This is a genomic window from Paenibacillus sp. Dod16 (genome assembly GCF_049893405.1).
GTDB lineage: Bacteria > Bacillota > Bacilli > Paenibacillales > Paenibacillaceae > Paenibacillus_AQ.
In genome coordinates this window covers 31,295-44,787 of record NZ_JBNDYG010000072.1, presented here as the reverse complement: position 1 = coordinate 44,787, position 13,493 = coordinate 31,295, and the positions used below count along the sequence as shown (strand labels likewise).

The 13,493-nt window shown below is 50.4% G+C and carries 11 protein-coding genes; 7 read left to right on the top strand and 4 right to left on the bottom strand.

What is annotated here, in order from left to right; translation table 11 throughout:
* The first annotated feature begins 133 nt into the window (after window positions 1-133).
* The 5 genes from ACPV3A_RS35035 to cpaA all read left to right on the top strand — a co-directional run bounded on the left by ACPV3A_RS35035 (window position 134) and on the right by cpaA (window position 5,405).
* Window positions 134-1,066, top strand: coding sequence for an AraC family transcriptional regulator (locus ACPV3A_RS35035; protein ID WP_339222299.1), 933 nt, complete (start codon window positions 134-136; stop codon window positions 1,064-1,066).
* 202 nt (window positions 1,067-1,268) lie between these two features.
* Window positions 1,269-2,576, top strand: coding sequence for an ABC transporter substrate-binding protein (locus ACPV3A_RS35030; RefSeq protein WP_426204444.1), 1,308 nt, complete (start codon window positions 1,269-1,271; stop codon window positions 2,574-2,576).
* Window positions 2,577-2,985: 409 nt separating this feature from the next.
* Window positions 2,986-3,939, top strand: coding sequence for a sugar ABC transporter permease (locus ACPV3A_RS35025; RefSeq protein ID WP_339222295.1), 954 nt, complete (start codon window positions 2,986-2,988; stop codon window positions 3,937-3,939).
* 1 nt (window position 3,940) lies between these two features.
* Window positions 3,941-4,765, top strand: a complete 825-nt coding sequence (locus ACPV3A_RS35020) for a carbohydrate ABC transporter permease (protein ID WP_113058600.1) — start codon at window positions 3,941-3,943, stop codon at window positions 4,763-4,765.
* Between the two features lie 154 nt (window positions 4,766-4,919).
* Window positions 4,920-5,405 (top strand): capreomycin N-acetyltransferase CpaA, encoded by a 486-nt coding sequence (cpaA, locus tag ACPV3A_RS35015; RefSeq protein WP_426204441.1) that lies wholly within the window; start codon window positions 4,920-4,922, stop codon window positions 5,403-5,405.
* Window positions 5,406-5,545: 140 nt separating this feature from the next.
* On the opposite strand, the gene ACPV3A_RS35010 is transcribed toward cpaA, so the two are convergent.
* Window positions 5,546-6,058, bottom strand: a complete 513-nt coding sequence (locus ACPV3A_RS35010) for a GyrI-like domain-containing protein (protein WP_426204439.1) — start codon at window positions 6,056-6,058, stop codon at window positions 5,546-5,548.
* Window positions 6,059-6,115: 57 nt separating this feature from the next.
* Window positions 6,116-7,066: a helix-turn-helix transcriptional regulator gene (locus tag ACPV3A_RS35005; protein ID WP_426204437.1), complete on the bottom strand. Its 951-nt coding sequence runs from the start codon at window positions 7,064-7,066 to the stop codon at window positions 6,116-6,118.
* Between the two features lie 243 nt (window positions 7,067-7,309).
* Between ACPV3A_RS35005 and ACPV3A_RS35000 the strand changes: the two genes are divergently transcribed.
* On the top strand, window positions 7,310-7,792 hold the full coding sequence (locus tag ACPV3A_RS35000) for a PH domain-containing protein (protein WP_339295791.1): 483 nt from the start codon (window positions 7,310-7,312) through the stop codon (window positions 7,790-7,792).
* On the top strand, window positions 7,785-9,461 hold the full coding sequence (locus tag ACPV3A_RS34995) for a PH domain-containing protein (protein WP_426204435.1): 1,677 nt from the start codon (window positions 7,785-7,787) through the stop codon (window positions 9,459-9,461). Before ACPV3A_RS35000 ends, ACPV3A_RS34995 begins: the two co-directional genes overlap by 8 nt.
* Here the strand turns inward: ACPV3A_RS34995 and ACPV3A_RS34990 are convergent.
* Both ACPV3A_RS34990 and ACPV3A_RS34985 read right to left on the bottom strand, forming a co-directional pair.
* Complete coding sequence (locus ACPV3A_RS34990; protein WP_426204433.1) at window positions 9,456-10,094, bottom strand: TVP38/TMEM64 family protein; 639 nt, start codon at window positions 10,092-10,094, stop codon at window positions 9,456-9,458. The two genes, ACPV3A_RS34995 and ACPV3A_RS34990, sit on opposite strands and share 6 nt — an antisense overlap.
* 185 nt (window positions 10,095-10,279) lie before the next feature.
* Entirely contained in the window at window positions 10,280-13,216 is a 2,937-nt protein-coding gene (locus ACPV3A_RS34985) for a family 10 glycosylhydrolase (RefSeq protein WP_426204431.1), read from the bottom strand.
* Window positions 13,217-13,493: the final 277 nt, after the last annotated feature.

Below are 13,493 nucleotides of genomic sequence, written 5' to 3'. Positions count from 1 at the left end.
TTTCAAAGGGCAGGAAGAGGAATGCTGTACACGATTTGTTTTTCAGGGATAATCATCTTTAAGAAAATAGCTGACACCTAAATTGAAAGCGTTTTCTTAATTCTGAAGGAAATCAATAGGGGAGGGTAAAACATTGAGTATTTATTGGAGTCAGGTGGATCTTGAAGAACTAACTGGATCAGGTGTCGTTTATTTTAACTCAAAGATGGAAATGTTGGAAGGTCTTCCGTGCAAAATGTATAAATTGACCTATCAACAGAGCTTATGGACGCATTGTCATGATTATTTTCAGATTTGGTATGTGGCGAAAGGGGGATTCCAACACACCGTCAATCAACAGGCGTACGAGATCTCCAAAGGCGATATTTTTGTTATACCTCCATTTACCTTGCACAGTGTCAGCATTTCACCCGAAGAGGACATCGAGATTTACGGATGCGAATTTATGCCTGCCTTTGTGAACGAGAGATTTCAGGAAATGCCAACAGATCATGCTTTTTTCGATGTGGCGTTCCTGGAATACTTTTTGCGCAAGGAAATGAACGCCCAGGCCAAAATAACGCTGGACACCGTTACCGACGTAACGGTCCAAAATGTCTTGAAGGACATGCTGATTGAATACGAGAGACGTACCCCTTTTTTTCAAATAGCGCTCAAGGCGAAGCTGCTTATCCTCCTCTCGATTCTGGTACGGCAGGTCAACGGTGAACTGCTCAGAGAAGGATTCGAGAAATCAGAGAAATACCGGGGGATCATGACAAGAGTCGTTGATCACATCCATAACCACTACCAGGAAGATATGAATATAAATGATCTATGCACCCTATCGAATTTATCAAGGTCCACGTTCTGCATCCTCTTCAAAGAATGGACAGGCAAAACATTCAACCGGTATCTCACCGACCTGCGGATTCTACAAGCCATGATGATGCTGAAGCAGCCGGAGTTAACCGTCACGGATGTTTGCTACTCCACCGGTTTTAATGAACTCTCCTATTTTTGCAGAATCTTCAAAAAATACACGGGCATCTCCCCCACCGACTTTCGTAAACAAGCGATCAAATAGAACGTTCAATGCCATACGATAATCCTATTTTTGAACACGATAGTGAAATGAAATGATTTTATTACATGCTACGATATCCATAATTCTTACAAATAACTGGATCAGGGCCGGTTGTTTAGTCAACTGTTTTGGGGAGGGAAATTAATAGAACTTTGATTACGCTACACGGATTGTACACGATAGCTCAAGGGGAGGAAGAGGAATGAGTAAGAAGAAACATTGGATCTGGAGCCTTATTCTATTGTTCTCTATCGCAACAGGATGCTCAGGCGGCAATGCGCCGCAATCAGGCAGTGATGGTGACAAGCCATCCGATCATCCACCTGCACAGGATGCCGTAACGCTCGACTTCTGGTACGGATGGACCGGACCGGAAGCGGAAGCATTGGAACGATTGATTGCCAAGTGGAACTCGGCCAATCCCGACATTCAAGTAAAGGGTCTGTCCCAAAGCGACTATCAGAAACAGCTTACCGCGATAACCGGGGGCAATCCTCCGGACATCGCATCCCAATTTGGACAAAATGTCGTGCCGTGGGGGCTGCGCGGCGCCATGATGCCGCTCGATGATTATATAACGAAGGACGGCTTGGATCTTAAAGACTTCGTGCCGGCTGCCCTAAGCACGTCCCAGCATGAAGGCAAGACGTATGCAATCCCGACGGCCATGCATGTATCCATGCTGTTCTACAACAAGGATATATTGCAGGAAGCCGGCTATGACGGTCCGCCGGAAACGATAAGCGATTTGAAAGAGTATATCAATAAGCTGAGCGTCGTCGAGGATGGCGGGCGCCTCCAGCGGCTCGGACTGTGGCCCGGCATGGATGCGTATACGTTCAGCTATGCCTTCAACGGATCGCTTTATGATGAAGCGACGCAGCAGGTGACCCCGGACCATCCCGGGATTCAATCGGCCATTAAGCTCTCGAAGGAGATCTGGGATCAATACGGTTCCGATAATCTGGATCGATTCTCTTCCGGACTTGGCCAATACATGTCGGCACAGAATCCGTTCTTCTCGGGCAAGTATGCGATGACGATTGACGGAGAATGGCTGCCCACCTTCATAAAACAATACGCGCCTGATCTGAATTATGGCATTGCCCCGATTCCTTATGATGAGAACAACCCGGAATTTAAAAACTCCGGAAATGTGACTACCAGCGTATTCTATATCCCGAAAGGCGTCAAAAACCCGGACGCTTCCTGGAAATTCATCAAATGGATGACCGAGCCGGAGCAAATGGCCGAATTTACGGCTGCCCTTGGGAATCTCCCGACGAGGAACTCTGCCTTCTCCAATCCACTCTATGAGGATGTGCCCGGGTTCAAGGAATTCCTGGACTATTCGGGAAGCGAGAACCTGAAGTCCTTCCCGGCTTCTTCCTACGCGAATGAGTACATGACGGAATTCAGCGCGCAATATGATGCTATTCTCCGAGGTACCGTCAGCATGGAGGAAGGCTTGGACAAGGTAAAGGCAAAGATTCAGCCGCTGGTGAAATGATGAGCTGAGCAGGCTCTGTCCAATGAAGTGCTGTATTGGGCGGAGATGCATACTAAATACTTAAAGTGCGTGTTCAAAAAGGTCGATTTTCAGCACCGAAGCTTATGCTTTCGATGTGCGTTTTTTCAAAACGCTTCAGTTGGATGAAGCTTAGGGACGTAAGGAGCGGAGCGTACGTTTTGGGTACGTGAGCACCGAAAGGCCCGGCTGAATTCAAGATTCGATGCCGAGTTGCTTCSTGTTAGATATAGAATTTATGAGTTATCAGTGGAACTGATGAAATTCTATATCGCAAGAAAACCTACCTATGCATCGCGGTCGCTCATCCTTGAAGTGGCCTCGATAGAGGTTTTCTTATCAAAAGCGGACTTTTTGAACAACCTCTTAAAGCGGAAGGAGAATCGCGAAGATGAAGGTCACCACAGCAGCCAATCAACGAAAACGCGTATCAGGCTGGTCCAGGAAGGAGCGTCATTATGTATTCCTTGGCCTGGCGTTCGCTTCTCCTTGGATTATCGGCTTTCTGGCTTTTACGGTCTACCCGTTCTTCGGTTCGCTCTACCTGAGTCTGACCGAATACGATTTATTCAGCCCTCCCAAGTGGGTAGGGCTTCAGAATTACGAGTTAATCTTTGCAGATGACCGCTTTTATAAGTCGCTCGGTAACACCTTTTTCATGGCGTTCATATCCGTGCCGATCACGCTGGCCGTCTCTCTGCTGATTGCCATGATGCTCAATTTCAAAGTGAAAGGAATCAATTATTACCGCACCATCTTCTACCTTCCATCCGTCATACCCATCGTTGCAAGCGCTCTCTTGTGGACATGGATGCTGAACCCCGACTTCGGTTTGGTTAACATGGCACTTCGCACCCTGGGTTTAACAGACCCGGCGTGGCTGCTGGATCCCCGCTATACGAAACCGTCTCTTATCCTGATGAGCCTATGGGGATCAGGTGCAGGCGCATTAATCTTCCTGGCCGCCCTTCAAGGCGTGCCGAGGCAATATTATGAAGCGGCTCAGGTGGACGGAGCGAACTGGTGGTACCGGTTCTGGAAGATCACGGTCCCTGCCCTGTCCCCCATTATTCTTTTTCAGCTCATCATGGGGTTGATCGGTGCCTTTCAAATCTTTACGGAGTCTTATATTCTGGCCGGAGGCAAGGTGGACGGAAGCGGCTCTTTGGGCGGGCCGGAGCAATCGCTGCTGTTCTACGCGGTCAATTTGTACCAGGAAGCCTTTGTCTTTCTGAAGATGGGTTATGCCTCGGCGCTCGCCTGGATTCTGTTTATCATTGTGCTGCTGATTACGTTCATCCTGTTAAAAACGTCAGGCCGCTGGGTCTATTACGGAGGTGATTAATATGGCTGTCAGGCTGCGAGTGATCATACCGCATTTGGTCCTTCTTCTATTCGCTGTGATCTTTCTGTTTCCATTCGTATGGCTGGTGATGACCTCGTTGAAGACGCCGGAAGAGATACTCGAGTTCCCGCCGAGCATCTTCCCGGAGACGTTTCAGTGGTCGAATTATAAAGAGGCGCTTTCAGCTATTCCCTTTACCCGCTACATGATGAACACGTTTCTGATTTGTATGGTGAATATCATCGGTCAGCTATTCTCTGCACCGCTGGTAGCCTACTCGATTTCCCGCATTCCTTGGAAGGGCCGGAACATCATCTTTACCATCGTGGTGGCGACCATGATCCTGCCGGCGCAAGTGCAGATGATTCCGCAGTACATCATCTTCACCAAGCTCGGGTGGGTCAATACGATCATGCCGCTTACCATCGGCGCATTCTTCGGGGCACCGTTCTTCATCTTTTTGCTTCGGCAGTTCCTGCTTGGCGTACCGACCGAATTGTCCGAGGCAGCAAAGATCGATGGGGCTTCGGAGCTGCGAATATATGTCAAGATCATCATGCCGATCCTGAAACCGGCATTGGCCACCGTCGCTTTGTTTTCTTTCGTCTGGTCGTACGTGGATTTCATGGGCCCGCTCATTTATCTGAACGATTCAGCAAAATGGACCATCACCGTCGGCCTGCAAAGCTTTCAACAGGACCACGGGGCGCAGTGGGAAAAACTGATGGCGGCTTCCACCATCATGGCGATTCCCATGATCCTGATCTATTTCTTCGGACAGAAGTATTTCATGAAATCGGGATCGGCGTTAACCGGGTTCAAATAAGCTGAACCTTCTCGGAATGGATGCCTTCTCTTCCATAGTGGCTCGGGGTCCTTTAGACCGGCTATGAACACGGAAGAGAAGGCTTTTTCACTTCCAAATCGAAATAAGGATATAGGGAAGAAACCTATATCAACAAACCCAAAGGATGAGAATAATGCCTCTTCGTATCACGGCCATGACCGAAACGTACGCCGATCAAATTATGCAATGGAGCTATGAACCTCCCTATGACTTCTACAATAACGAGCCGGATGAGGAGTTTCGGAAAGAACTTCTGGAGTGTTCGTATTACGCCATACTGGACGAGGAAGGGCAGCTCTTCGGCTTTTGCTGTACAGGCTCATCAGCCCAAATTCCGATCGCAATCCCGTTAGGTGCATATGACGAGGATCTGCTGGATTTGGGACTTGGCATGAAACCGGAATTGACCGGACAAGGCCGGGGAAAAGAGTTCCTCTCGTTCGTGCTGGCATCCATCGCTGAATTTCACAATCGCCAATCGTTTCGGCTGACCGTTGCCAAATTCAATGAACGAGCCATTCGCTTGTATATCCAGCTGGGCTTCTCGGAAGTTGCAACGTTTGATTATGGCGGCACTACGTTCATAACGATGATCAAGAAGCCGGACTTTGGATCGTAAAATAAAGAGGGTAATCCCGCTGCGGGATCACCCTCTTCTTCATCATTAGCCAATATCGCGTATTCCCGGGTTAGGTCATATCATCCGAAGAATAGTCGCTTTCCACTCCAGGCACTGGAATGCTCTGCCGATATTAACTCCTATTCAATCGCGATATATACGTCCACCACAATATTCGCTGGATCAAACTCCTGCATGTCATAGCGTTCGTAATCCCCGGTATACGTCCTTTTATCGGCTGATTGCTGGAAATAACTCCAAATTTCATGCCACACCTGCGGAACGACTTCCATCAAAGGGCCGCGTCTTGTCCGAAATACCATGTACTTGGCTGCCGGGACGGACGCCTGCTGCAGCTCCTCCGTAGAAGCCGCAACTGCCACAGCTTCATCCATCCTGTTGCCGATAATGAAGGTGTACGCCCCGGATGCATCGCTCTCGTAATCCGTGTACAACGCATAGATGGCTTGATCCTTATCAGATAATTGCGTCTGCAACCCTCTTTGGAAATACCGGTCCCATAACTGCGGTATTTTGCCTTGCGGTCCTGCCTCCGCTTCGTTCGTCGTTCGAACGCCGACACCCTGAATGAACATGGCGGGTCTAGTCTCGACCCATCGTTCACTTTGATTCTGCTGTTGACTATGACTCATATGTTGTTTCCTCCTTGAGATGAATATATTTCTATTCTAAAGAGGTAACGTGGACATCTATCTGTCCTGGTTATCGTATCGCTGCATAATCAATTGCGCTCTACGTTTCACTTCCTCCGCCGCTTCGCCCGGCTGCTCAATCAGCACCTGATCCCCAAAGCTTAGAATCATGCTGTAAAACCACTCATCCAATTTGTATAACACTCGAACGCGTAAAGAGCCGTCCGGGTTGACGGTTACTTGTTCGGGCGGAAAAATATCCGCCACCCGCTGACGGGCGGCGGCTTCGAATAGCAGCACCGTCTCCTGCTCCAGCGCATTCGACCAAGAGGAAACCCATTCCAAGCGTTCCATGCTCGGTAACATTCTTGTCTCCGAAGTCTCATCCAGCATCTCGATATGCTGCATGCGCGATAACCGAAAAATCCGATGGTCTTCCCGCTCCAGGCAAAAGGCTTGTACATACCAAATATTGCCCTTCAGAATCAGGGATGCCGGTTCAATGGTTCTTCGCTCCGCGTTGCCCCGGCTATCGATATATTCCATCACGACCCGGCGCTTTTCTTGAATAGCCTTTTTGAGCAGGCCCACGGCGGGTTTCAGTCCTTGACGCTGTCCCCAAGGCTGAAAGTCCATGACCACCGGTTCCCTTTGATATTCATCGCCAAGCCCCTGCTCTACCCTATGCAGCAGCGATTTTACCTTCTCAAGCAGCATGCCCATCTGCTGATCCTCCAGTGCACTACTCATCCCTTTAACCGCTGTAACCAGCGCACTCATCTCCTCGGCGGACAGCCAGTACTTGTCGATCATATAATGCTCCATAATTTCAAACCCGCCGGATATTCCCTGGTGGGCCACAATCGGGATCCCGGCTTGGCATAGCGTATCCATATCGCGATATATGGTTTTGCTTGATACTTCAAACCGATCGGCCAACTCCTTGGCGCTCAGTCTCCCCCGGTTCAGAAGCAGGACGGTTATGGCTAATAGCCGGTCTATTTTCATTGCACGCGATCCTTTCATTCTCGATCATTTCAAGTTCTTCCTTAACTCAAGCTTAACAGATTCGGCATATGTTCATGCAACCGTTAGGTCAGGTTCAATTGCTCGTTAGCCCGTTATGCTACAATGATAAGCACGGCAAGCAAGTCGGAAGACGGGATGAAACGAATCCTTCCCGAGCAACGTAGACATACATATAAATGCGAAGGACTGTTCGAATCTTAAACATCAAGGAGGAACATACATATGGACAATCGGCTTGACGCTATGCGCAGATGTCACCCGGACTCCGTAACGATCTCCCGCATCACGGGTTTCATTACGGATGGAGTGATCCTGCTCGCTGCTGCAGCTTATCTGATCATCGCCGCTATATTCGGGTGGACCCTGATACCGGGCTGGATCACCATCGGACTGCTGGTTCTCGGAGCCTGGTTTACTTGGGCCGTGCCCTCTTTCACCTACAAACAATTCGGCTTCAAGGTAAGCGAGGAAGAGTTGGAGCTTCGCTCCGGCTGGATCTGGCTCAGTGACACCCTTGTCCCGATGACGCGTGTACAGCATGTGGAGCTTGAGCGGGGGCCGCTCCTTCGTAAATATGGTCTAGCCAAGGTAAAGGTCGTTACCGCCGCAACGACTCATGTTATTCAGGCGCTCAAGCTGGAAGAGGCAGAGGAACTGAAAAAACAGATCGGCGAGCTGGCTAAAGTGGTGGATCACGATGAATGAACCGACAAGACTGCACCGGCTGTTCATCCTGTTCCCGCTCGTAGGCAGCGTAAAATCACTCATTCCCATCGCCGCTCTCGTATCCATCAAATTCCTTAACGGAAAATCGCTGCGCGATATCCCCTGGTATTGGCTGTCCGCCGTCATCGTCATCCTGGTCTCGCTTCTGCTTCTGTACGGGTATCTGAAGTGGAAACGCTTCGTCTATACGTTAGAAGAGGACAAAATCCTCATCCGTCGAGGCGTTCTGTTTCGTGAGGAGTTGTCCATCTATACAGGCCGCATTCATTCCATGAATTTGGAGCAGCCTTTGTTGCAGCGAATACTGGGACTCACCCAGGTCCGAATCGAAACGCCGGGCAAAACGGAAGGCGGCGGCATACTGCCTGCCATCACCAATAGCGAAGGCGAACGGCTGCAGCGCTGGCTGCGCGAGCAAACCCGAACAAGGCAGACGGAACGGGAGGTTCGCCAAGCTCATGAAAGTTCCGACCCATCCGATCAGAGCTTTCCCGCTCCGAGCGAGAGGGCAGCTGTTCAAGCGTCGGAAACCCGAGAGAATCACGAATCCATTCAACCGTCGAATCAGAACATGGCATACGGAAGCGATCCATTGACGGGTTCCGATTTCGGCGCTACTGCCGGGAGAGATACCGCAGACGATCCTGGGACGGCAGAGGAAGAACGCAGCACGCTGCTCCAGCTATCCTCGGGACGCCTGCTCATTGCCGCGCTCTCCTCGCCCAATCTGTCTCTGGCTTTAGCCTTTGTAGGCGGTATTTTATCTTTTGCCGATGACCTGCTCCCGGATCAAATGTACCAATCGCTGTTTCAATCGGCAGGGAAGCTGCTGCCCGGGAGCTGGATCAGCATTGCCGCTGTGGCGCTCATCATATCCTGGCTGCTCTCCGCCGTGCTCTACACGATCAAATATGCGGGATTTACCGTCGAGCGCATCGGGAAACAAATCTCGGTCAGCTGCGGTCTGCTGGAGAGAAAAAGACTGCTCTTCTCTCCCGAACGAGTGCTGGCCATTACCGTGAAAGAAGGCGTATTCCGGCGCTGGTTCGGTTACGCTGAAGTGAAGGTTCATGTGCTTACGTCCGAGTCCGACAAGCATTTCATGCTTCATCCTCTACTGAAGACCGTAGATATTCCAGCGCTGCTGGATCGGGTCACGCCTCAATTCAGCGCTCAGCCTATTACCGCTTCGCCGCCGCCCCGCGCAAAATGGATGTACCTGCGGTGGAAGCTGGCTTTTGCCGCGATCGTTAGCGGCGCATGCATTTGGTATTTTGACAAACTCGGTTTGTTATCGCTTCTGCTCCTCCCGCTCTCGTTAGCTTGGGGACTCCTTTCGCACCGGGATTCCGGACTTAATGTAACGGACAAACAGCTGACGATCCGCAGCCGTTTCATTGCGATGTCCACCAGGTATATACGCCGGCCGCAGATTATCGCCATGGAGGTCAGCGGCACCCGCAGACAGCGAAGAAGAGGACTCCTGTCTCTGCAGGTGAAGATGATATTCAGCGAGATCAACGAAAGCTTAAACGGCATGGATCAGCGAGAGATCGAGGCGGTTCGGGCTTGGTTCCAAAAGAAAAAGGGCGAGACCTCCGCATCTGCAGAACGGAGTGGTCCCGCCTCATCCATTGAGCAATTATAACCGTTTGCCCTCCGTTCTTCCTGAACGGCCAAAGCCTGACAACCGGTAAACCAGCAGGGTTATCCCGAGAAATACGCCGTATACCCCAATGGTTATCATGATGTGGGAAGGGTCGGTCATCAGATGATCGCCTACCATCGAGAACAGCAGCATGGCTGGGATCTTGCCTAGCGCGGACGCGATGCTGTAAGATGCGAACGTTACCTTGCTGAGAGCCGCGTACACATTGATGACAATGGAAGGAATAAACGGAATCAACCGGGTAAACAGGATGGTCATAAAGGCGTTCCGTTCGAACATCGTTGTCACTTTTCCCAGCCTGTTATAACGGTAAAGCACCCGGTCGCCCCATTCCTGAAACCCGTATCGGATGAATATAAACATGAGGATGGAAGCAGCGGTAGAGCCGACCCAAGTGACGATTCCGCCGATAACCGGCCCGAGGGCGGCACCGATTACGCCTCCTACCACCGGATAAGGGATCACCGGAAACAAGGCCATGATGACAGCCATGAACATGATCAGCGTCATACTGTCTGTCGATCGAATCCAGACCAATATGGTATCTCCATAAAAATACACAAGACCACCTATGGCGGCGTAAACCAATGCCATTCCTAATTTCTTGAACATACACCACACTCCAGGTCGTAATGCACCTATTGTATCACGCAGCATGTCCATTGGAACAAACGCAAAAGAGACGCCCCAAGGCTATAAGCCGGGGTGTCCCTTTACCTGATGCGGGCCAGTCCGCTCTCTAAAGCGACTTCTTACTTAGGGAAGTAAACCAACCGTTAACCAGTAAGGATGCAAACTCACGGTTTGTTCGGTTTCCCCGGTGGGTTCACCGGAGGCTTTCCAGGCTTACCATGATGTTTCACTTTCACCGTGACCGGTTTGCTTGCGGCACTCTCGTTATGCAGACGATCGACAGCCGTCACAACATACGTGTAAGTTTGTCCCCCCGCTGCGGTATGATCAACAAAGAATTGCGTCTTATCGGCGGTTTTTCGGAGAGTTCCTAACAAATGCGACGGATCTTGAACACTGCCGGCGCCTCTGCCATCAAAACGATAGACCGCATAATACGTCTCGTCATCTGTCGACTTCCAGCTTAGCTTCACACCATCCTGCTCGTGATCAGCCTTGGGCTTCTTGGGCGCTGTCGGCGCTTCAGAATCGATCCAAGGCATCGCCGGGATCAATGCCGGATATCGATACAGATCGTTCTTAAGTCTGTCGGTAAATCCGAGCGCATTATCCTTAAACCATTTGGAACTGAAGTACATGCTGCCCCGGACTTCCTCAAAGTTGCGGTTGTAATGGATCTGGTTCGGCATCTCTTCGGGATTGGACCAATCGGCATTCGACCCGATTTTGTATACGGCTTGTCCGCTGTATAGATGAACATTCCTGCCGGACACAATCGCGCTCCACCAATCGATCAGCTTATCGTAAGCGGCAGCGGAATAACCGATATTCCAATAAATCTGAGGCGTGATATAGTCGATCCACTCTTCTTCAACCCATTTCTTCGAGTCGGCATAGATGGCATTGTAACTCTCGAGACCATTGGTTTCAGAGCCGGTCGGATCGCTGGATTTATTTTTCCAGATACCAAACGGGCTGATGCCGAATTTCACGTAGCTCTTCTCGGCCTTAATAGCTTCGTTCACCTTCTGAATGAATTGATTGACGTTATTTCTTCTCCAGTCGCCCTTATTCGTGAAAGAGCCTTTGTACTGGTTAAAGGTGTCCGTATCCGGGAAATCCACGCCGGTTACGGGATACGGGTAGAAGTAATCGTCAAAATGCACGGCGTCGATGTCGTAATTCCGAACGACCTCCATAATCCCGTCGATGATAAACTGCTGTGCCTCCGGTATCCCCGGGTTGAAATACAGCTTGCCGCCATAAACTTCGACCCACTCCGGATGCTGCCTGGCCGGGTGGTCTGCCACAAGTTTGTTGACATCTCCTTGAAGACTGATGCGGTATGGATTAAACCAGGCATGAAACTCCATGTTCCGCTTGTGGACTTCCTCCAGCAGGAATGCCAGCGGATCGTACCCTGGATCCTTGCCCTGAACTCCCGTCAGCCATTCTGACCATGGCCCGTAGTTGGACGGGTAGAATGCATCCGCCGTCGGCTTGATCTGCATAATGACCGCGTTCATCCCCGCATCCTCCAGCTGATCAAGCAGGCTGATAAACTGCTGTTTCTGCAGATCCGGATCGGTGACTCCTTTGGCGGGCCAGTCAATATTGTCGACGGTTGCAATCCAGGCGGCTCTCATCTCGGTTTTCGGATGCTCGGCGGCTTTATTCACCGTAATGTAGAGTGAGCTGGTCTTTCCTTGGAATGTGGCTGTTACTCTAGCGGAACCTATTTTCAAGCCGGATACCACTCCTTTATCGTCGACAGCGGCTACACTCGGATTACTGCTGGTAAACGTAACACCTTCCGTTATGATCACCGGCTCCTCCATCCAGGAGTAGGTTGCGGACACCGCCGTCTCGAAGGAGTCTCCAACCGTAACCGCTGTAAGACCTTGAAGTTCGATGCTCTGCAGAACCGGAACCGGGTCCGTCACCGTAATGGCATGCTGTGCGGTTACTCCGCGGTACATTGCTGTAATGCCTGCCGTTCCCGCAGAAACTGCGGTCAATTGACCAGCTTGATCTACCGATACAACGCCCGGTTGATCGCTTGCATAACTAATTCCTTCAGTCAGCCATACAGGATCCGTCTGGTTTCCGTAGACGGAGTAAACCACGCTGGTTCTCATTTTTCCGGTAAGACTGGTCTCCATATGCAGCGGCCCGGATAACAGCAATTCTCCAGGGGCTGGCACATCCTGCGTAATATGAAGCTCATACTGAGATTTTGGCGCATCTCCGTATTCAGCCGTTATGGTTACCGTTCCCGGCGCCAATGCTTCAATGGTGTCGTATGTAGCGCCTGTCACCGTAGCGATGTTGTCGTCACTGCTGGTGAGTTTCACGCCGGTTGTTAATAATGCAGGTTCCGTTTGTCCTTCATAGGTTGCATATACTTGGGGTTTCACCGTTTCTCCAACGCCCATGGGCGTCAGCCCGCCAATGTCGAGCCCGTACACCTGGGAACCCGTATAGAATGCGGACAGCCTGTCGAAGTATACGGTGCCTTTGTTTTTATTCGTATCTTTTAATTCGGTGATATAGATTTGATTCACTTTGAGAGGAGCCTTGATGGTAGAGGGAACGTTAAATTTGACGTATTTCCAGCCCTTCCAGCTAAAACCGGAGGTAGACGTTAAATCCACGGCATGCTTGCCGCCGGAGGAATCCTGAAGCTGGGCCCGGAGCCAATGATTCCCGCCATCGCCGTAAATCCATAAACCGAGGGCAGTCGGTGAACCGGGGACGCTTCTGCCGGTAGAACCGTCCGGGTCTTTGAAGTTGAGATAAGCTGCCGAGGTGCCGGATTCGCTGCCCACAAAATCATAAGTTAGAGCTGCAGCGTGATGCCCGTAATAGATTGGCTCCGGCCTCCCCACTATATCCAGCTGGGCCTTCCCCCTTGCAGAGGATGCGGACAAATTTGTTACCGATTCAAAATCTTCCATAACGACCGCCCTTGGTTCTCCGGTGCCTGCGTAATCATCAACGGAATAACCCCAAGCAGAAACAGCCGAGCTGAACATCACGGCTAATGCCAGCGTCACGGATAGGATCGACTTACTTCGATAGACACGCCTTTTGATTATCATTCACGAATTCACTCCCTTTAGTATGAGTGCTTGCTATCCAAACTGAAGTCCAATTCCAAGCGAAATTGGCTGCAGCTCACCTCCTGTCGATCTGCTGTAGTAGATGATCATGATGGTCTGTACATACATGTTCATCTCTATCTCTATCATATTGAAATTTTATTTCAAATTTCAATAGTTTTAATAAAATTTAATTTTATAAATCAGGCAGGAATTAAGCTGTCCATGACGTAGCAATCACAAAAAAGAAGCCAACACGGGGCAATCCCCCGTATCG